The organism is Micromonospora zingiberis, from assembly GCF_004331455.1.
Lineage (GTDB): Bacteria > Actinomycetota > Actinomycetes > Mycobacteriales > Micromonosporaceae > Micromonospora > Micromonospora zingiberis.
This window is the reverse complement of record NZ_SJJR01000019.1, coordinates 28,558-49,334: the sequence shown is the minus strand read 5'-3', so window position 1 is coordinate 49,334 and position 20,777 is coordinate 28,558. Positions and strand designations below refer to the sequence as shown.

Genomic DNA, 20,777 nt, shown 5'->3' with positions numbered 1-20,777 from the left:
GCGGCGCGGTGCCGGTCAGGCCAGCACGATGACGTGCAGGGTACGTGGGCCGTGCACGCCCTCCACCCGGTTGAGTTCGATGTCGCTGGTGGCCGACGGGCCACTGATCCAGGTCAGTGGCCGGTGCGGGACGAGCCGGGCGAGCGCCTCGGGAACGGTGGCCACCACCTGGTCGGCCCGGACCACGCAGACGTGCAGGTCGGGCAGCAGGCTGAGGACCCGCCGGCCCTGGTCGGGCGACCCGTCGAGGACGACCGTGCCGGTTTCGGCGACCGCGACCGTCGCGGCGGTGACGACGGCGTCCGCCGCCGCGATCTGTCCGTTGTCGAGCCCGTCGTCGGGCCGTACGGTCACCGTCGTCGGCAGCCAATCGGGCGGCAGCCCCGGCGGTACGACGACGGTGGCCCCGGCCGGCAGGATCGCCGCGATCGTGTCGGCGACCGCGTGCCCCGCCACCCGGTGCACCTGGGCCCGGTAGTCGGTCAGCCGTTGCACCAACTGGTCGAGATCGAGGGTGCCGGTGTGCCGGTAGTCGCGCGGCACCTCGCCGGCTGCCGCCGGGCCGCCGCCGGCAAGGGCGGCGCGCAGCCGACCGAGGACCAGGTCACGGGAGTTCATCGCCCGGCCCACCACTGCCGGAAGGTCTGCGCCGGCGGGTCGGGCAGATCGCGACTGCCGGTCCAGCCGTCCAGCGGTGGCGGTAGCCCCCGTCCGCGCCGCCCGGCGAGCCGGCTCAGCCGGACGGCCCGCTGCGCCGCCTCGTACAGCCGGGGTCGATCCATCGTGTACGCGGCCGCCGCCATCGCGGCCGCCTCGGTGCGCGGATGCGGGGCCTGGTCCCGCAGCTGCACCAGCAGCTCGGGAATGTTGATCTTCACCGGGCAGGCGTCGTAGCAGGCGCCACAGAGCGACGAGGCGTACGGCAGCGACGCGTTGTCGGCCACCCCGGTCAGCTGCGGTGACAGCACCGCCCCGATCGGCCCCGGGTACACCGACCCGTAGGCGTGTCCCCCGGTGCGCTCGTACACCGGGCAGACGTTCAGGCAGGCCGAGCAGCGGATGCAGTACAACGCCTGCCGGCCCACCTCGTCGGCCAGCACCGCGCTGCGCCCGTTGTCCAGCAGCACCAGATGGAACGCCTGCGGCCCGTCACCCGGGGTGACGCCCGTCCACATCGAGGTGTACGGGTTCATCCGCTCCCCGGTCGAGGCCCGGGGCAGCAGTTGCAGGAACACCTCCAGGTCGCGCCAGGTCGGCACGACCTTCTCGACGCCCATCACGGTGATCAGTGTGTCCGGCAGGGTGAGGCACATCCGCCCGTTGCCCTCGGACTCGACCACCGCGAGGGTGCCGGTCTCCGCCACGGCGAAGTTGGCGCCGGAGACGGCCACCCTCGTGGTCAGGAACGTCTGCCGCAGGTAACCGCGGGCGACGGCGGCGAGCGCGGCCGGCTCGTCGGTCAGCGCGGGATCCACGCCGGGCATGGCCCGCAGGAAGATCTCCCGGATCTCGGCCCGGTTGCGGTGGATGGCCGGGACCAGGATGTGGCTGGGGCGGTCGTCGCCGAGCTGGACGATCAGCTCGGCCAGGTCGGTCTCCACCGGCTCGATCCCGGCCTCGGCCAGGGCCTCGTTGAGCCCGATCTCCTGGGTGACCATCGACTTGACCTTGATCACCCGGTCGCTGCCGGTGGCGCGTACCAGGTCGGTGACGATGCGATTGGCCTCGTTGGCGTCGGCCGCCCAGTGCACCACACCCCCGGCCGCGCTCACCCGCGCTTCGAGCTGCTCCAGCAGTTCCGGCAGGCGGGCCAGCACGTCGGCCTTGATCGCCCGGCCGGCCTCGCGCAGCCGCTCCCAGTCCGGCACCTCGGCGATCACCCCGGCCGACTTGGCCCGGATGGTCGTCGTGGCGTGCCCCAGGTTGCGGCGCAGTTGCGGGTCGGCGAGGCTGCGCCGCGCGGCGCTCGGGAACGGCTCCGTACCGCGGAGCTGTCCCACGCCGGGTGGTGCGGTCGCCGGCATGCCGAGGAAGGTCCGGGTCACGGTCGCACCGCCATTCGCGTCGGCGTACCGGCGGTCTCGCCCTGCTCGGTCGCGGCCAGGATCTCCGCGAGGTGAACCGTGCGCACCCCGGTACGCAGCCGGGACAGTCCGCCGCCGAGGTGCATCAGGCACGAGGAGTCGCTCGCGGTGCAGACGTCCGCGCCGGTGGACAGCACGTGACGCATCTTGTCGGCCAGCATCGCCGTCGAGGTGTCCGCGTTCTTCACCGCGAAGGTGCCCCCGAACCCGCAGCACTGCTCGGCGGCGGGCAGTTCGACCAGGTCCAGACCGCGTACCGCGCGCAGCAGTCGCAGCGGCCGGTCCCCCACCCGCAGCATCCGCAACGAGTGGCAGGTCGGATGGTAGGTGACCCGATGCGGGTAGTAGGCGCCCACGTCGGTCACTCCGAGCACGTCGACCAGCAGTTCCGACAGCTCGTACGTCCGCCCCGCCACGTCCTCGGCCCGGCCGGCCAACCGTTCGTCGCCCGCCCGCCGGGCCACCAGCGGGTGCTGATGCCGCACCGACCCGACGCACGAACCCGACGGCGCCACGATCACGTCGTACGGGTCGAAGGTCCGTACGTGCCGGCGGATCAGCGGCAGTGCGTCGCGCTGGTAGCCGGTGTTGACGTGCATCTGCCCGCAGCAGGTCTGCTCGGGCGGGAAGACCACCTCGTGTCCGAGCCGCTCCAGCAGTCGCACCGTGGCCTTTGCCGCCTCGGGAAACACGGTATCGGCCAGGCAGGTCACGAACAGCGCGATCCGCACCTCTCACCTCCACCCACCGGGCCACCGCCCGGGGCGCGGCGGCCGTCGGGCATCACGGATCTCCTGAGTCTGCCGCACCGACCGGCCCACCGGCGACCGGCAACCGCGTCGGGCATCGCGGGTGACCGTGGAGGCGGCGCCGCGCCTGACTCGACCCTTGACCGCAGGCGGTGATCCGCTTAGCTTCATCGATCAGGAAGGTGTCTTTACTGATTTCGCCCTGTCCCTCGTGGGAGTGCCGATGCGACCGTTGCGCCACCGCCGCCTCACCGCCCTCGTCGCCCTGACAACCCTGCTGGTCACGGCCGCACCGCCCAGCGCCGCCAGCGCGGACGACAACCGCCGCGCCGGCTACCACCGGGTCGGCTACTTCACCCAGTGGGGCATCTACGGCCGGGCCTTCCCGGTCAAGAAGCTCGACACCTCCGGCGCGGCCAGCCGCCTCACCCACATCAACTACGCCTTCGGCAACGTCAGCGAGGACGGTCGCTGCTATGTGGACGGTGGGCCGGGTGAGGGTGACGCCTGGGCCGACTACCAGCGGCCCGTCCCGGCCGACGAGAGCGTCGACGGCGTCGCCGACGCCTGGGGTGAGCCGCTCAACGGCAACTTCGGCCAGCTCGCCAAGCTCAAGGCCAAGCACCCCGACCTCAAGGTGATGATCTCGCTTGGCGGCTGGAGCTGGTCGACGTACTTCTCGAACGCCGCCCACACCGACGCCTCCCGCAAGGCGTTCGTGGCCTCCTGCATCGACCTCTACCTCAAGGGCAACCTGCCGAACCTGGACGGCGGCAGCGGCGGGCCGGGAGCCGCCGCCGGGGTCTTCGACGGCATCGACCTCGACTGGGAGTGGCCGAACTGGCCGGGCGAACCGGGCAACGTGATCCGCCCCGAGGACCGGGAGAACTTCACCAAGCTGCTGGCCGAGTTCCGCCGGCAACTGGACGCCTTCGGCCGGACCACCCGCAAGCACTACCCGCTGACCGCGTTCCTGCCGGCCAACCCGGCGGCGATGGACGCCGGGTACGAGGGTCGCAAGATCTTCAAGTACCTGGACTTCGCCACGGTGCAGGGCTACGACTTCCACGGCACCTGGGAGACGAGGACCAATCAGCAGTCGGCGCTGCGGGTGCCGAACCGCTCCCCCGACGACCCGGACTTCTCCGTCGAGGTGGCCATCGACGGCTGGATCGCCCGGGGCGCACCACGAGCGAAGCTGGTGCTCGGCATCCCGTACTACGGGCAGGGCTGGACCGGCGTCACCGGCGGCGGAAACGGCCTCTTCCAGCCCGCCAGCGGACCCGCTCCGGCCACCCACGCCGCCGGATTCGAGGACTACAAGCAGCTCAAAACCCTGGCCGGCAAGGGCTTCACCGTGCACCGCGATCTGCGCGCCGGGCACGCCTGGCTGTTCGACGGTACGACCTTCTGGACGTACGACGATCCGGCGGTGGTGCTCCAGAAGACCCTCTACATCCGACGGACCGGCCTGGGCGGGGCGATGATCTGGTCGCTCGACGGCGACGACGACAACGCCACCCTGACCAGGACGATCAGTCTCGGGCTGACCACGCGTTAGTCAGCGGCCAGGGCGTTGGCGCCGGATGATGTCGCGCGTCGAGCCCATTCCGTACCGGTCCACCGCGCTGGACAACGCCGCCACCTCGTCCAGGATGGGATCGACGTCGATCCCATCCTGGACGGCCCGATCGCAGAGGTCCTGCAAGCCGAGGATCTCGTCGCGCGCGTCGTCGCCCTGGTCACGGGCGGACAGGTGGATGAGCCGGGCCCGGAACTCCGCAGCGCCCGCCCAGTGCCGGGGCAGGTGCGCCGCCCACCGGAACGACGGATACCGCCCGAACATGCCCCGCAGCGCCACTCGGTCGCTCTCGTCACCGGTGGCATACCGCTGGACGACGGCACGCAGCACCGCCTCGGCCCGGTCGTCGACACCCAACGCGGCCAGGGCCGCCGCCACGGTGGCGCCGAGGTTCGTCAGCGCATCCGGATCGGTGACGTCGACCGGCTCGGTGGCCACCCGCCGGTACGCCAGGTCCAGGCTCGCCATCTCGGCGTCGATACCAGCCAGATCCATGGCTCCTTGGTAGCGCATCGGCGCGACCGGCCCGAGCCGGCGGTGCGGCTGGCGCGACCGGCCGGAGCCGGGTGCCCGGCTACCATCGCCCGATGGATCTTCGAGGAACGATCAGCCCGGATCGGCCGCTACTCGTGCTGGCCCTCGCGGAGGAGGCCGCCCACCTCGATTTCCGCCTGCCGGTGCTGCTGACCGGGATGGGGAAGATCAACGCCACGGCCGCCGTGGCGGCGACGCTGGCCCGGTCGCCGCTGCCGTCGGCGGTGGTCAACCTCGGCACCGCCGGTGCGCTGCACCCCGGCTGGGCCGGCACCCACGAGGTGGGTAGCGTCCTGCAACACGACCTGGACACCGAGTTCCTGCACCGGCTGACGGGTCAGACCGTCGGGGCGCCGCTGGCCCTCGGCGACGGTCCGGTGCTCGCCACCGGCGACCAGTTCATCGCCGACGACGCGGCCCGCGCAGCGTTGGCCGCCCGCGCCCAACTGGTCGACATGGAGGGTTACGCGGTGGCCGCCACGGCCCGCCGGTTCGGCCTGCCGGTCCGCCTGGTCAAGCAGGTCAGCGACGAGGCCGGTGCCGGGGCGGAACGCACCTGGCAGGAGTCGGTGGACCACTGCGCCCGGCTGCTCGCCGGCTGGGTCCGCGACCACCTCTGAGTCTGCGGCCGTCGGCCCTACGGCTGACGGCCTCGACCGGCCCGGCAATGGGATCGCTGATCGTGATGTGGTACGCCTGTTGGCGTGACAACGGACGCCAGCGCCCGGAGCGGGGAGAAGCTGTTCATTTCGTACGCCGGCCCGGACCGGCCGTGGGCGGAATGGGTCGCCTGGCACCTGGAGCAGGCCGGGTACACAGTGGAACTGGACCTGTGGGACTGGGCCGCCGGTGACAACGCCGTGGTGCGGATGAGCCAGGCGCTGGACCGGGCCGACCGGGTGGTCGCACTCTTCTCCGAGGACTACTTCGAGCACCAGCGCTTCACCACGGACGAGTGGACCGCGATCATGTCCGGCCGCGACCGCCACGGCCGGCTCATCCCGCTACGCCTGGCGGACGTCACGGCGCCGCCGGTGCTCCGCCCGCTGGTCACGCCCAGCCTGGCCGGGCTGAGCGCCGACGACGCCCACCGGGTCCTGCTGAACGCGGTACGCGGAACACCACCGCGTCCCGCCACCGCTCCGGACTTCCCCGGTGGCCAGGTGCCCCGGCAACGCCCGGCCGAGGAGGCCCCCCGGCTACCCGGAGCGCACCAGCCGACGCTGTGGCGCGTACCGCACCGCAACGCGGCCTTCGTCGGCCGGGACCGGGACATCGACGCCGTGCGTCGCCGGCTACGGCCCGGACAGCCGGTGGTGGTGCAGTCGACGTTCCGGCTCGGCGGGGTCGGCAAGACCCAGGTGGCGGCGGAGTACGCCCACCGCTTCGCCGCCCAGTACGACCTGGTGGCGTGGCTCGACGCCGAGCAGCCGCACCTGGTGCCGGCCCAGCTCACCGCGCTCGCCACCGATCTCGGGCTGGTCACCGAACACGGCGAGGCCGCCGCGCTACCCGCGCTGCGCCGGCACCTCCAGCAGCCGATGCGCTGGCTGCTGGTCTTCGACAACGCCGAGACGACCGAGGCGGTCCAGCCCTGGCTGCCCGCCGGGTTCGGCCACGTCCTCGTCACCTCGCGGTCGGACAACTGGCCGGAGTACGCGGATGTGACGCTGGAGCTGCTGACCCGACGGGAGTCGGTGACCCTGCTGCGCAGCCGGGTCACCGACCTCGCGCCCGACCAGGCCGACGCGGTGGCCGACAAGCTGGGTGATCTGCCGTTGGCGCTGACCCAGGCGGCCACCACGCTGAGATCGATGCCGGCGCAGTTCTACCTGGAACTGTTGGATACCGACGCCGACGAGTTGCTCGACGCGGACCTGCCGCCGTCGTACCCACGATCGCTGGCAGCGGCCCTGCGCCTGTCGATCAACGGGCTCGCCGACCACGGCGAGGCACTGCACCTGCTCCGGCTCTGCTGCGTCATGGCCCCCGAGCCGATCCCGATGTCGCTGCTCACCGCCGCGCCCACGGCCGTCGCCGAGCCGCTGGGCCCGGTGCTGGCCAGCCCGATGCGGCTCTACCGGACCGCACAGCGACTCGGTGAACTCGTCCGGTTGTGGCAACGCGGCATCCAGGTGCACCGTCTGGTGCAGACGCTCGTGCTCAGCCAACTCGATTCGGCCCAGCGCGACGAGCTACGCCGGCAGGCGAGCGTCCTGGTGGCGGCCAGCCACCCCGGCGACCCGGCGTCGGCCACCCACTGGCCGGCCTGGTCGCAGCTCATGCCGCACCTGCTGGCCATGAAGATCGGCGACAGCGACCACACCGCCCTCCGCGACACGGCCTGCGACGCCCTGCTCTACCTGCTCTACAGCGGCGACACCAACGCCGGTATCCGCCTGGCCAAGCGCCTCTACGAACAGTGGCGGCAGACACTCGGCCCGGATGACCGGCACACCCTCGCCGCCGCCGCCGAACTAGCCCACGCCTACCACAAGCAAGGACTCGACCGGGAGGCGCTTGCGCTGACCGAGGACACCCTCGACCGACGGCAGCGCACGCTCGGTCCGGACGCACCCGCCACGCTGCGTTCGGCGAACGACCACGTCGTCGTCCTGGCCTCACTCGGACGGCTGAGCGAGAGCCGCGACAAGCTGGTTGACGTCCTCGCCCGCCGGACCGCCGTGCTCGGCGGCGACCACCCGGACACCCTCACCACCCGCAACAACCTCGCCAACTGGATCGGCGAAGCGGGCAATCACCGCACCGCCATCACCAGCTACGAACAACTCCTCACCGACCGACTCCGCGTCCTCGGCCCCGACCACCCCTACACTCTCGCCACCCGCAACAACCTCGCTAGCTGGATCGGCGAAGCCGGCGATCACCGCACCGCCATCACCAGCTACGAACGACTCCTCACCGACCAAATCCGTGTCCTGGGTCCCGACCACCCCGACACTCTCACCACCCGCAGCAACCTCGCCAACGTGAAGGGCGAAGCCGGCGACGACCACGCCGCCATCACGAGCTTCGAAGAACTCCTCACCGACCAAATCCGCATCCTCGGCCCCGACCACCCCCACACCCTCGCCACCCGCGGCAACCTCGCCAGCCTTAAAGGCAGGGCCGGCGATCATCGCACCGCCATCACCAGCCTCGAACAACTCCTCACCGACCGACTTCATATCCTCGGCCCCGACCACCCCCACACCCTCACCACCCGCAACAACCTCGCCAACTGGATCGGCGAAGCCGGCGACCATAACTCCGCCATCACCAGCCTCGAACAACTCCTCACCGACCAAATCCGCATCCTCGGCCCTGACCACCCCGACACCCTCGCCACCCGCAGCAACCTCGCCAGCCTTAAAAGCAGGGCCGGCGATCACCGCACCGCCATCACCAGCCTCGAACAACTCCTCACCGACCAAATCCGCATCCTCGGCCCCGACCACCCCCACATCCTCACCACCCGCAGCAACCTGGCAGAGCTGTTGTTGGCGCGGGGGGCGGTGATGGCGGCACGAACTCAGGCGGCGACGAAACTCGAGGCCGAACGGCGACTGTTCGGACCGCACGACCGCCGGACCCAGCAGACACAACACCTACTGGACAGGATCAAGGCCCGGATGGGCGGACGACCCGGCCGAGGTGGCAACCGGCGTAGAAAGCGCTGAAGCCGCGAACCGCCTGACGCCGCGGCCTACCTGGCGCGTGCCTTCCGACCTGCCCGCCGCGCCGGCCCAGGTGCGCCCGGGACGACAGGTCAGGCTGACGTGCAGCTCGCCTGGTTGCCGCCGGCGCGCTTGGCCGCGTACATCGCGCTGTCGGCGTGGCTGAGGGCCTGGTCCAGGGAGTACGCCGGGCCGCAGGCTACGCCGACGCTGACGTTCGCCTGCCAGGCGGTCAGGCCGGCGACCGCCTCCACGGTCCGCTGCGCCACCAGCTGGGCGAGCGTGGCGTCGGCGCCCGGCAGGATGGCGACGAACTCGTCACCGCCCAGTCGGGCCACGAAATCGCCCTGCCGGACGCTGGTGGTGAGCAGTTGCGCCACCGCCCGCAGCACGTCGTCGCCGGTGGAGTGGCCCAGCGAATCGTTTATGTGCTTGAACCGGTCGATGTCCACGGCCAGCACCGCCACCGGGTGGTCGGCGGCACCGGGGTCGGCCAGGTTCCGCAGGAACCGGTCGAGGCCACGCCGGTTCGCCACGCCGGTGAGCGGGTCGGTCTGCGCCGCCCGCTCGGCCTGCTCGTGTTGCCAGCGCAGGGCGTCGTACGACTGCATGGTCATCGCCGTGTGCAGCCACCGGTGCCGTTGGCGCCACAGCAGTTCGGCGAGGGCGTCGCCGTAGGTGAGCCCGGCCCGGGCGTCGGGCGATCCGTTCACCGCCAGCAGCACCGCGTGGGTGCGGTGCACCGCTGCCGAGATCAGCCAGTCGGCGTCGGGTGACAGCAGGGCGACGGCGTCCTCGATGACGCGCAGGGCCTCCTCGGGTCGCCCGGAGCGGCGCAGCGCGACGGCATGGAAGGGCCGGCAGAGCAGCATCTCCTGCTGGTGTTCGGGGAGCCCGTGGGTCCGCAGCAGGTCGGTGTACCGGGGGATGTCGGCAGCCGCACCGGCGGGGTCCTGGCGGTCGGCGCGGGCGCACGCGGCGAACAGCAGGGCGGAGAGCCGCCACACCTCCGCCTTGCGGCCGGACGCCTCCGCCGCCGCCCGCATCGCGTACCCCTCCGCGGCGGTGGTGTGCTGTTCCGCCTCGGCGACCTGGCCGACCTGGTACAGCTCCAGCGCCCAGAGCAGGTTGAGTTCGGCGAGGTTGCACAGCCACATCGCGCGGTTGCCGTTGTCCGGGTACGCCGCCCGGCAGGCCGCCTCGTAGGCCGCCTCGAACTGCGGGGCGGCCAACTCGTAGAGGCGTAGCTGCGCGTATCCGATCGCGATCCCGGTGTGCGCGTTGCCCGTGATCACCGGGTTCGGTTCGTCGGCGAGCAGGGCGGTCTCCGCGCTGACCAGATCGCGTAGCACCGCCTCGATGTCGTACTCGGCCATGTCCTGGCCGCCGAGGCGAAGTCGCCGGGTCGCGCGCAGGGACAGCGCGCAGGAGCGCCATCCGGCGCTGCCTTCGCGGTCGGCGGCGGCCAACATCAGGTCGGCGGCGCTGATCGCGGCACGCAGCTCGCCCAGGCGGGTCAGGGCCACGACGCGCGCGAAGTGCATCGCCGCCGGGCCGTCGCTGATCTCCCCGGTGGGTTCGCGGAGCGCCGATTCGGCGACGCCCAACACCCGCGCCGCGGCACCGGCCTGCGCCTCCTCTAGGAGACAGAGCGCCCGGAGGGTCACCTCGTCCATGCGGCCTCCGCACCGCCCAGGTAGGAATCAGCCCGATGTTACGGCAACCGCTCCAATTCGGGGAGTCACCGGACGTCCGCAACGCACCGAGCGTTCCGGTCCGGCGACCGGCGGTGCGTACGCCTGCCGTCGGCTACTCGGCTGACGCGGCCGGTGGCAGCGGCAGTTCGACGGCGTCCGCCGCGCCGACCGGCGCGGCCGAGTGTGCCGGTGGCTGCTTCTCGGCCCGTGGGAGCCGGCTGTGCAGCCGACCCTGGCCGACCGGATCCGGTCGCCCGGTCACCTCGCAGGTCACCATCTGGATCGGCGGTGGTGGTGGGGTGAACCGGCCGGTGCCCCAGCGCAGCCAGAGCGGTATCCGCCCGGCGTCCGCCTCGGCGAGCAGCTTCTCCCAGGTGCGGCGCCGCGTGCCGTGGTCGATCTCGACGACGACCGGCGGCCCGGCGGGGCGGGCACAGGCCACGTCGAGCACCGACTGCTGGGCGGACATCGGCGGCGGCAGCGACAGTACGCTCGGCGCCCGCCGGTAGACCCGCCAGCCGTGCCCGCGTGCCCAGCCGACCACGGCGTCGATCAGCCGGGCCGTGACCTGGTCGGTGGTCAGGTCGGTGAAGGTGACCCGGTCGATGTGCTCCGCCAGCGACACCGCCAGCTGCCGCCCTTCCTCGCCGACCGCCATCGCCGCAGGGTAACCACGCGACCGACCGCCCCCGTCGGCGGGGCGCCGGCCTGCCCCCGCCGCAGCATCGAGGAGGGGGATCGCCGGCGCCGGTCCGCCGGTCGGGTCAGCGCAGTTCCTGAATACGGACCATGTTGCCCGAGGGGTCGCGTACGGCGCAGTCGCGCAGCCCGTACGGCTGCTCGGTCGGCTCCTGGACCACCTCCACGCCGCTGGCCTGCAGTCGGTCGAAGGTGCCGTCGAGGTCCCGGGTGGCCAGCAGGATGCCGGCGTAGGTGCCCTTGGCCATCATCTCGGCGATGGTGCGGCGTTCGTCGGCGGTGATGCCGGGGTCGACCGCCGGTGGCGTCAGGACGATGGAGGTGTCGGGCTGGCCGGTGGGGCCGACGGTGAGCCAGCGCATTGTGCCCTGTCCCACGTCGAGGCGAACCTCGAAGCCGAGGATGTCCCGGTAGAAGGCCAGCGCGGCCTCCGGGTCGGTGTGCGGCAGGAAACTCGCGTTGATGGTGATGTTCATGCTGGTCACGCTAGCTGCGCCTGGACCGGCCACGCTTCTCGAATCCTGATCGGCACGACTCATCTGCCGACGTATTCCGCCAGGTGCTCGCCGGTGACGGTGCGGCGGCTGGCGACCAGGTCGGCGGGCGTGCCCTGGAAGACGATCCGGCCGCCGTCGTGGCCGGCGCCGGGGCCGAGGTCGATGATCCAGTCGGCGTGTGCCATGACCGCCTGATGGTGCTCGATGACGATGACCGACTTGCCGGCGTCGACGAGTCGGTCGAGCAGGCCGAGCAGGTGCTCGACGTCGGCCAGGTGCAGGCCGCTGGTCGGCTCGTCGAGGACGTAGACGCCGCCCTTCTCGGCCATGTGGGTGGCCAGCTTGAGCCGCTGCCGTTCGCCGCCGGAGAGCGTGGTGAGGGGCTGGCCGAGGCTGAGGTAGCCGAGCCCGACGTCGACCAGCCGGGCCAGGATGGCGTGTGCGGCCGGCGTACGCGCCTCGCCGGTGCCGAAGAACTCCTCCGCCTCGGTGACCGACATGGCCAGCACCTCGCTGATGTCGCGCCCGCCGAGGTGGTATTCCAGCACCGATGCCTGGAACCGCTTGCCCTCGCAGTCCTCGCAGGTGGTGGCGACCCCGGCCATCATGGCCAGGTCGGTGTAGATGACGCCGGCACCGTTACAGGTGGGGCAGGCGCCCTCGGAGTTGGCGCTGAACAGCGCTGGTTTCACCCCGTTGGCCTTCGCGAACGCCTTTCGGATCGGGTCGAGCAGCCCGGTGTACGTCGCCGGGTTGCTGCGCCGCGAGCCCCGGATCGCCGTCTGGTCGACCGAGACCACGCCGTCGCGCCCGGCCACCGAGCCGTGGATCAGGGAGCTCTTGCCCGAGCCGGCCACCCCGGTCACCACGACCAGCACCCCGAGCGGGATGTCCACGTCGACGTCGTGCAGGTTGTGCGTTGCCGCGCCGCGTACCTCCAGCGCGCCGGTGGCGCTGCGGAGAGTCTGCTTGAGGGTGGCCCGGTCGTCGAGGTGGCGGCCGGTGAGCGTGCCGCTGGCCCGCAGTCCCTCGACGGTGCCTTCGAAGCAGACCGCGCCGCCCGCCGTGCCGGCACCGGGACCGAGGTCCACCACGTGGTCGGCGATGGCGATGGTTTCCGGCTTGTGCTCCACCACGAGCACCGTGTTGCCCTTGTCCCGCAGCCGCAGCAGCAGGTCGTTCATCCGCTGGATGTCGTGCGGGTGCAGACCGACCGTCGGCTCGTCGAAGACGTAGGTGACGTCGGTCAGCGACGACCCGAGGTGGCGGATCATCTTGGTGCGTTGCGCCTCGCCGCCGGACAGGGTGCCGGACGGCCGGTCGAGGGAGAGGTAGCCGAGCCCGATCTCCACGAACGAGTCGAGGGTGTGCCCGAGTGAGGCCAGCAGTGGCGCGACCGACGGTTCGTCCAGTGCGCGGACCCATTGGGCGAGGTCGCTGATCTGCATCGCGCAGACGTCGGCGATGTTGCGCCCGTCGATCTTCGATGACCGGGCCATCTCGCTGAGCCGGGTGCCGCCACAGTCGGGGCAGGTGGCGAAGGTGACCGCCCGGTCCACGAAGGCGCGGATGTGCGGCTGCATCGCCTCCCGATCCTTGGACAGGTAGGACTTCTGGATGCGCGGGATCAGACCCTCGTACGTCAGGTTGACGTTGTCGACCTTGATCTTGGTTGGTTCCTTGTAGAGGAGGTCGTGCAGCTCCCGTTTGGTGAACTTGCGGATTGGCTTGTCCGGGTCGAAGAAGCCACAGCCGCTGAAGATGCGGCCGTACCAGCCGTCGACGCTGTAGCCGGGGATGGTGAGGGCACCCTCGTTGAGCGACTTGCTGTCGTCGTATAGCGCGGACAGGTCGAAGTCACTGACCCGGCCCATCCCCTCGCAGCGCGGGCACATGCCGCCGGTGATGCTGAAACTGCGGCGCTCCTTGGTCGTGCTGCCGCCGCGCTCGATGGTGACCGCGCCCGCGCCACTGATCGAGGCCACGTTGAAGGAGAACGCCTGGGGCGAGCCGATGTGCGGTTGACCGAGCCGGCTGAACAGGATCCGCAGCATGGCGTTGGCGTCGGTGACGGTGCCGACCGTGGAGCGGGCGTTGGCGCCCATCCGTTCCTGGTCGACGATGATGGCGGTGGTCAGCCCGTCGAGCACGTCGACCTCGGGCCGCGCGAGGGTCGGCATGAAGCCCTGGATGAAGGCGCTGTAGGTCTCGTTGATCAGCCGCTGCGACTCGGCGGCGATCGTGCCGAACACCAGCGAACTCTTGCCCGAGCCGGAGACCCCGGTGAACACCGTCAGTCGGCGCTTGGGGATCTCGATGCTGACGTCCTTGAGGTTGTTCTCGCGTGCGCCGTGCACCCGGATCAGGTCGTGGCTGTCGGCGACGTGCGCCGACGCCGCCCCCGTGCTGGTGGCCCTGCTCATCGTGTCTCCATCTGTACGGCGTACGTCTGCGCCGGTCAGGCTAGCTGCGGTTGACCGACCGACGCTTCTCGAATCCTGATCGGCCGGGTCACCTGTTTCGACACGCACGAGGGGATCTCGGCGGCCCTCGGCTGCGCCTGGCTGCGGTAGGTGCTGGGCGACACACCGACCAACTCGGTGAACCGGGTGCTGAACGTGCCCAACGACCCACAACCGACCGCGAAACAGACCTCGGTGACGCTGAGGTCGCCCCGACGCAGCAACGCCATCGCCCGCTCGATGCGCCGGGTCATCAGATAGGCGTACGGCGACTCGCCGTAGGCGAGCCGGAACTGGCGGCTGAGGTGCCCGGCCGACATGTTCACCCCACGGGCGAGCGCCTCGACGTCGAGCGGCTGCGCGTACTCGCGGTCGATCCGGTCCCGGACCCGGCGCAGCCGGGCCAGGTCACGTAGCTGCGCGGCAGCTCTGCTGGTCACCTCCGAAATCGTGCCACGGCCCACCGACAGTTGCCCACTTCCGGCGCCGCCCGCGCCGGCCCGCCGCCGCCCGGTACCGCACCGCACGGAGCAGGGGCCCGTACGCCCACCGGGCCCCTGCTCCGCCGTCGGGTGTCAGCGCTGCCGCAGCACCGCCACCTTGTCGTACGCCACCACCACGATGTCCGGTTTGCCGTCCCCGGTGACGTCACCGATGGCCAGCGCGTCCTCGTGCGGGCCGACCCCGTCGACCGGGTTCGTGGCGTACCCGCCGAGCGTGCCGCCCGGCTGCTGGAGGTGCACGCTGACCGCCAGCCAATTCGCGTGGGCGACCGCCAGGTCGGCGCCGCCGTCACCGGTCAGGTGTCGGCTCGCCCGTCGCCGGTCACGTCGGCCACCGCGACCGCGTTGGTCGCGGTCGATCCGGTGGCGAGGTACTGGGCCGGCGCGAAGTTCACAAGCTGCGCCGCCGCGGCGCGGGCCGGCGGCGCCGCCCCCACCACCACGAGCGTCGTCGCCAGGCCGATGCTGGCCAGTCGAGTCATGGACTCCCCCGTTCGTTCGGTTGATCGATGGCCGTACGCGCGCCCCTGTGCCCGAATGATCGACATGACAAACCTGGCCCAACGGGCCCGGATGAGGTTCGATGGCGGTATCGCCAGCAGAGGCGAAGACACCAAAAGGTTTTGTACAGTTCCCACAACCGGGCCGCGCAGGGTTCGGCGGTTACGGCATGGCGCTGCCAGTTCGCAGGCAGAAAGGTGTTCACTGCCGAGGGCTGCTTGTCCTGCGGCACGTTCGTCGTAGGTCTACCGGAAGGGTCGGTCGGGTGTTCAGCCGTATCGCCATCGTCAACCGTGGTGAAGCCGCCATGCGACTCATCCACGCGGCCCGAGAACTGGCTGCGCAGACCGGGACGCGGATCGAAACCGTCGCGCTGTATACCGACGTCGACCGCACCGCCACCTTCGTGCGGGAGGCGGACGTCGCCTACGACCTCGGTCCCGCCTCGGCCCGGCCGTATCTCAACCTGGCGACCCTGGAGCGCGCCCTGGTGGCGACCGGCGCCGACGCGGCATGGGTCGGCTGGGGCTTCGTCGCCGAGGACCCGGCGTTCGCGGAGTTGTGCGAGAAGATCGGCGTCACCTTCGTCGGGCCGAGCCCGGAGGCGATGCGGCAGCTCGGCGACAAGATCGGCGCGAAGCTGATCGCCGAGCAGGTCGGCGTCCCGGTCGCGCCGTGGAGCCGGGGCGCGGTCGAGAACCTGGACGCCGCGCGGGCGGCGGCGGCCGAGATCGGCTACCCGCTGATGCTGAAGGCGACCGCGGGCGGCGGCGGGCGCGGCATCCGGGTGATCACCAGCGAGGCCGAGCTCGCCGACGCGTACGAGCGCACCAGCCAGGAGGCGGCGCGGGCGTTCGGCAGCGGCGTGGTGTTCCTGGAACGGCTGGTGACCGGCGCCCGGCACGTCGAGGTCCAGGTGATCGCCGACGGTCAGGGCACCGCCTGGGCACTCGGGGTACGGGACTGCTCGGTGCAGCGCCGCAACCAGAAGATCATCGAGGAGTCCGCGTCGCCGGTGCTCAGCCCGGCGCAGGCCGCCGAACTCAAGTCGTCGGCCGAGCGGCTGGCCCTCGCCGTCGGCTACCGGGGGGCGGCGACCGTCGAGTTCCTCTACCACCCCGGCGACCGGCTGTTCGCGTTCCTCGAGGTCAACACCCGCCTCCAGGTCGAGCACCCGATCACCGAGTCCACCACCGGGTTCGACCTGGTCAAGGCGCAACTGTCGGTGGCCGCGGGGCAGCGGCTGGAGGGCGCACCGCCGGTCGAGCGTGGGCACGCCATCGAGGCCCGGCTGAACGCCGAGGATCCCGACCGTGACTTCGCCCCCTCCCCCGGTCGGGTCGCGCGGCTGGACCTGCCCGCCGGTCCGGGCATCCGGGTGGACACCGGCATCAGCGAGGGTGACACCATCCCGGCCGACTTCGACTCGATGATCGCGAAGATCATCGCCTATGGCCGCCACCGCGACGAGGCGCTCGGCCGGCTACGCCGGGCGATGGCCGAGACCACGGTGATCATCGAGGGCGGCGCGACGAACAAGAGCTTCGTGCTCGACCTGCTCGACCAGCCCGAGGTCATCGACGCCAGCGCCGACACCGGCTGGATCGACCGGATCCGTGCTGCCGGCGGGCTCGTCGCGCACCGGCACTCCGCCGTCGCGCTGGCCGCCGCCGCCATCGAGGCGTACGAGGAAGAGGAACGCGGCGAGCGGCACCGGCTGCTGGCCACGGCGGCCGGCGGACGCCCGCAGGTGCAGCACGTCGGCGGCCGACCGTTGGACCTCAAGCTGCGGGGGGTCGGCTACCGGATGCGGGTCGCGCGTACCGGCGCGCACCGGTTCCGGGTCGGTATCGAGGCCGGCGGCGAGGTCCACACCGCCGACGTCGAACTCGACCGCTTCGACCGGCACACCGGGCAGATCGTCGTCAACGGCGCACAGCACCGCCTGCTCACCGGGACGCACGGACCGGTCCACCTGGTCGAGGTCGACGGGGTGACGCACCGGATCAGCCGCGACGAGGGTGGCGTGCTGCGGGCCCCCATGCCCGCGCTGGTCGTCGCCACGCCGCTGGAGGTCGGCGCGGAGGTCGAGGCGGGCGCTCCGGTGCTGGTGCTGGAGGCCATGAAGATGGAGACGGTGCTGCGGGCGCCGTTCCGGGCGCGGCTGAAGGAATGCGCGGTCTCGGTGGGTAGCCAGGTGGAAGCGGGCACCCCGCTGCTGCGGCTGGACCCGATCGCCGACGACGAGGCCGAGACCGCAGACGATCCCGCCGCCTCGGCCGTCGAACTGGACCTGCCCACCGCGCCCCCGCAGCTCCCGACCACCGAACGCACCCGGCGCGGCCAGGAGGACCTGCGCGGCCTGCTGCTCGGCTTCGACGTCGACCCGCACGACGACCGGCGGGTGCTCGACGACTACCTCGCCGCCCGGCAGGTGGCCACCGAGGAGGGCCGTCGGCCGCTGGCCGAGGAGATGGACCTGCTCAACGTCTTCGCCGACCTCGCCGAGCTGAGCCGCAACCGGCCGACGGGCGAGGACGGCGGCAGCGCCCACGTGCACAGCGACCGCGAGTATTTCCACACCTACCTGCAGAGCCTCGACGTCGAGCGGGCCGGCCTGCCGGCCACGTTCCAGGCCAAGCTGGGCCGGGCCCTCGGCCACTACGGCGTCGCCGAGCTGGAGCGCTGCCCCGAACTCGAAGCCGCCGTCTTCCGGATCTTCCTCGCCCAGCAGCGGGCCTCCGCCGACGCCACCGTCGTCACGGCGCTGCTGCGCGCGTGGCTGCGGGAGCCGCCGCCGGACGAGGCGCTGCGCGAGCCGATCGGTCTCGCCCTGGAGCGGCTGCTCGCCGCCACCCAGATCCGCTTCCCGGTGGTCGCCGACCTCGCCCGTGGGGTGGTCTTCGCCTGGTTCGCCCAGCCACTGCTGCGCCGCAACCGGGCCCGGGTCTACGCCGAGGTCCGTACCCACCTGCGTCACCTGGACGCACAGCCGGACGCCCCGGACCGGGCGGAGCGGATCGCGGCGATGGTACGCAGCACCGAGCCGCTGGTCCGGCTGCTCGGCCAGCGACTGCTGCGCGACTACCTCGACAACACGGTGATGCTGGAGGTGCTGACCCGCCGGTACTACGGCAACAAGCAGCTCACCGGCGTGAGCACCCGTGAGGTGGCCGGCTGCACCTTCGTGGTCGCCGAACGCGCCGACTCGTCCCTGGTCTCCGCCGCGGTCAGCTTCGACGCGTTGGGCGGCGCGCTGCGCGGGCTCGCCGAACTGGCCGCCGACGAGGAGGCCGTCAACGCCGACATCTACCTCGCCTGGGAGAACCAGCCGGAGGACTTCGACGCGATGGCAGCGGCGCTGCTCGCGGTCGTCAACGCGCAACCGTTGCCGCCGCAGGTACGCCGGCTCACCACCACCGTCGCCGGCAGCGGCGGCGCGGTCATGCACCACCACTTCACGTTCCGTCCGGCGGGCACCGGGATGGCCGAGGAACGGTTGATCCGTGGCCTGCACCCGTACATCGCGCAGCGGATGCAGTTGGAGCGGCTGCGCAAGTTCGACCTGACCCGGCTGCCGTCGGCGGACGAGGAGGTCTACCTCTTCCAGTGCGTGGCGCAGGAGAACCCGTCCGACGATCGGCTCGTCGCGTTCGCCCAGGTCCGCGACCTGACCGAGCTGCGCGACCACGACGGCCGGCTGGTCGCGTTGCCGACCACCGAGGACGCGGTGGCGGCCTGCCTCGACTCGATCCGTCGGGCCCGGTCGCGGCAGTCGTCGAAGACCCGCTTCAACACCAACCGGATCGTGCTCTACGTATGGCCGCCGAGCGACCTGACCCGCGCGGAGATGGAGATGATCGCCGGGCGGGTCCGCCCGACGACGGCGGGCGCCGGGCTGGAGGAGATCCTGTTCATCGCGCGGCAGCGGGACCGCGCCACCGGCCAGCTCACCAAGATCGGCGTACGGATCTCCTTCGACGCCACCGGCGGCGCCGAGTTGACCATCGGTGAGCCGCCGGTCGAGCCGATCGAGCCGCTCGACGACTACCGGCTGAAGGTGCTGCGGGCCAGCAGCCGCAACACGGTCTACCCGTACGAGTTGACCCGGCTGCTCGGCGACTTCGTCGAGTACGACCTCGACGACAGCCACGCGCTCGTGCCGGTCGACCGGCCGAAGGGCCGCAACCGCGCGGCGATCGTCGCCGGCGTGGTCAGCACGCCGACCTCCCGGCACCCGGAGGGTGTCACCCGGGTCATCCTGCTCGGCGACCCGACGAAGGCGCTGGGCGCGCTGTCGGAGCCGGAGTGCCGCCGGGTGATCGCCGCGCTGGATCTGGCCGAGCGGATGCGGGTGCCGCTGGAGTGGTACGCCCTGTCCGCCGGCGCCCGGATCTCGATGACCTCGGGCACCGAGAACATGGACTGGGTGGCGGCGGCGCTCAAGCGGATCGTGGAGTTCACCCAGGACGGCGGAGAGATCAACATCGTGGTCGCCGGCATCAACGTCGGCGCCCAGCCGTACTGGAACGCCGAGGCCACCATGCTGATGCACACCAAGGGCGTCCTGGTGATGACGCCGGACTCGGCGATGGTGCTCACCGGCAAGCAGTCACTCGACTTCTCCGGCGGGGTGTCCGCCGAGGACAACTTCGGTATCGGCGGCTACGACCGGGTGATGGGCCCGAACGGGCAGGCGCAGTACTGGGCACCGAACCTGCCCGCCGCGCGCGACGTGCTGATGGCGCACTACGACCACGCGTACGTCGCGCCGGGCGAGTCGGCGCCCCGGCGCACCAGCACCACCGACCCGGTCGACCGGGACGTCTCCGACTTCCCGCACTCCGTGGCCGGCAGCGACTTCACCACCGTCGGCGAGATCTTCTCCGCCGAGGCCAACCCGGATCGCAAGAAGCCGTTCGACATCCGGACGGTGATGCGGGCGCTGTCCGACCAGGACCACCCGGTGTTGGAGCGGTGGGCCGGCATGGCCGACGCGGAGACCGCGGTGGTGCAGGACGTACACCTCGGTGGGATGCCGGTGTGCCTGCTCGGCATCGAGTCGCGGGCGGTGCCACGCCACGGCTTCCCGCCCACCGACGGCCCGGACACCTACACCGCGGGCACGTTGTTCCCCCGGTCGTCGAAGAAGGCCGCGCGGGCGATCAACGCGGCCAGCGGCAACCGGCCGCTGGTGGTGCTGGCGAACCTCTCCGGCTTCGACGGCTCGCCGGAGTCGATGCGCAAGCTGCAACTGGAGTACGGCGCCGAGATCGGCCGCGCGATCGTGAACTTCCGTGGACCCATCGTGTTCTGCGTGATCTCGCGATACCACGGTGGCGCGTTCGTGGTCTTCTCCAAGGCGCTGAACCCCAACATGACGGTGTTGGCGTTGGAGGGCTCGTACGCCTCGGTGCTGGGCGGCGCACCGGCCGCCGCCGTGGTGTTCGCCCGCGACGTCGACGCCCGCACCGCCGCCGACCCACGGGTACGGGACCTGGAGGCCCGGGTGGCGGCTGCCGCCGGAGCCGACCGCGCCACGTTGACCGCGGAACTCGACGAACTGCGCTCGTCGGTGCGGGCGGAGAAACTCGGCGAGGTGGCCGCCGAGTTCGACCGGGTGCACAACATCCACCGGGCGGTCGAGGTCGGTTCCGTCGACGCGGTCATCCGCGCCGCCGAGCTGCGTCCGCGCGTCATCGAGGCGATCGAGGCGCAGCTGCGGTAGTTCGCTCATCCGGGCCAGGGGCCGGTCCACCGCCGGTCCCTGGCCCACATCCATCCCGCGACGG

Annotated in this window: 15 protein-coding genes; 4 read left to right on the top strand and 11 right to left on the bottom strand. The window is 71.7% G+C overall.

Annotation, left to right across the window (positions count from 1 at the left end; all coding sequences use genetic code 11):
- Positions 1-15: 15 nt before the first annotated feature.
- The 3 genes from E0H26_RS22920 to E0H26_RS22910 are packed head-to-tail and all read right to left on the bottom strand — an operon-like array spanning position 16 to position 2,815.
- Positions 16-618 (bottom strand): LutC/YkgG family protein, encoded by a 603-nt coding sequence (locus E0H26_RS22920; RefSeq protein ID WP_131307083.1) that lies wholly within the window; start codon positions 616-618, stop codon positions 16-18.
- Positions 615-2,024: a lactate utilization protein B gene (locus E0H26_RS22915; RefSeq protein WP_131307197.1), complete on the bottom strand. Its 1,410-nt coding sequence runs from the start codon at positions 2,022-2,024 to the stop codon at positions 615-617. The genes E0H26_RS22920 and E0H26_RS22915 overlap by 4 nt, the downstream gene beginning before the upstream one ends.
- Positions 2,025-2,041: 17 nt before the next feature.
- Positions 2,042-2,815 (bottom strand): (Fe-S)-binding protein, encoded by a 774-nt coding sequence (locus tag E0H26_RS22910; protein ID WP_131307081.1) that lies wholly within the window; start codon positions 2,813-2,815, stop codon positions 2,042-2,044.
- A 241-nt stretch (positions 2,816-3,056) separates the two neighbouring features.
- On the opposite strand from E0H26_RS22910, the gene E0H26_RS22905 reads away from it, so the two are divergent.
- On the top strand, positions 3,057-4,394 hold the full coding sequence (locus E0H26_RS22905; RefSeq protein ID WP_131307079.1) for a glycoside hydrolase family 18 protein: 1,338 nt from the start codon (positions 3,057-3,059) through the stop codon (positions 4,392-4,394).
- On the opposite strand, the gene E0H26_RS22900 is transcribed toward E0H26_RS22905, so the two are convergent.
- The gene (locus E0H26_RS22900) at positions 4,395-4,910 is read right to left on the bottom strand and encodes a hypothetical protein (RefSeq protein WP_131307077.1); all 516 of its coding nucleotides are present in this window, start codon (positions 4,908-4,910) and stop codon (positions 4,395-4,397) included.
- A 92-nt stretch (positions 4,911-5,002) separates the two neighbouring features.
- On the opposite strand from E0H26_RS22900, the gene E0H26_RS22895 reads away from it, so the two are divergent.
- Both E0H26_RS22895 and fxsT read left to right on the top strand, forming a co-directional pair.
- On the top strand, positions 5,003-5,569 hold the full coding sequence (locus tag E0H26_RS22895) for a nucleosidase (RefSeq protein ID WP_131307075.1): 567 nt from the start codon (positions 5,003-5,005) through the stop codon (positions 5,567-5,569).
- An 84-nt stretch (positions 5,570-5,653) separates the two neighbouring features.
- Positions 5,654-8,629 (top strand): FxSxx-COOH system tetratricopeptide repeat protein, encoded by a 2,976-nt coding sequence (fxsT, locus tag E0H26_RS22890; protein WP_131307073.1) that lies wholly within the window; start codon positions 5,654-5,656, stop codon positions 8,627-8,629.
- Positions 8,630-8,718: 89 nt separating this feature from the next.
- On the opposite strand, the gene E0H26_RS22885 is transcribed toward fxsT, so the two are convergent.
- From E0H26_RS22885 to E0H26_RS30085, 7 genes are all read right to left on the bottom strand, one after another.
- A complete protein-coding gene (locus E0H26_RS22885; protein ID WP_131307071.1) occupies positions 8,719-10,302 on the bottom strand; it encodes a GGDEF domain-containing protein in 1,584 nt (527 codons plus the stop codon).
- A gap of 133 nt (positions 10,303-10,435) precedes the next feature.
- Entirely contained in the window at positions 10,436-10,981 is a 546-nt protein-coding gene (locus E0H26_RS22880; RefSeq protein ID WP_131307069.1) for a hypothetical protein, read from the bottom strand.
- A 106-nt stretch (positions 10,982-11,087) separates the two neighbouring features.
- Positions 11,088-11,498 (bottom strand): VOC family protein, encoded by a 411-nt coding sequence (locus E0H26_RS22875; protein WP_131307067.1) that lies wholly within the window; start codon positions 11,496-11,498, stop codon positions 11,088-11,090.
- Between the two features lie 59 nt (positions 11,499-11,557).
- On the bottom strand, positions 11,558-13,942 hold the full coding sequence (locus tag E0H26_RS22870; RefSeq protein WP_131307065.1) for an ATP-binding cassette domain-containing protein: 2,385 nt from the start codon (positions 13,940-13,942) through the stop codon (positions 11,558-11,560).
- A gap of 35 nt (positions 13,943-13,977) precedes the next feature.
- Positions 13,978-14,421, bottom strand: a complete 444-nt coding sequence (locus tag E0H26_RS22865; protein WP_131307063.1) for a helix-turn-helix transcriptional regulator — start codon at positions 14,419-14,421, stop codon at positions 13,978-13,980.
- Between the two features lie 135 nt (positions 14,422-14,556).
- The gene (locus E0H26_RS30090; protein ID WP_240742320.1) at positions 14,557-14,724 is read right to left on the bottom strand and encodes a hypothetical protein; all 168 of its coding nucleotides are present in this window, start codon (positions 14,722-14,724) and stop codon (positions 14,557-14,559) included.
- A gap of 56 nt (positions 14,725-14,780) precedes the next feature.
- Complete coding sequence (locus E0H26_RS30085) at positions 14,781-14,966, bottom strand: hypothetical protein (protein WP_240742319.1); 186 nt, start codon at positions 14,964-14,966, stop codon at positions 14,781-14,783.
- 284 nt (positions 14,967-15,250) lie between these two features.
- On the opposite strand from E0H26_RS30085, the gene E0H26_RS22855 reads away from it, so the two are divergent.
- Positions 15,251-20,713 (top strand): ATP-binding protein, encoded by a 5,463-nt coding sequence (locus E0H26_RS22855; RefSeq protein ID WP_131307059.1) that lies wholly within the window; start codon positions 15,251-15,253, stop codon positions 20,711-20,713.
- Positions 20,714-20,777 lie beyond the last annotated feature (64 nt).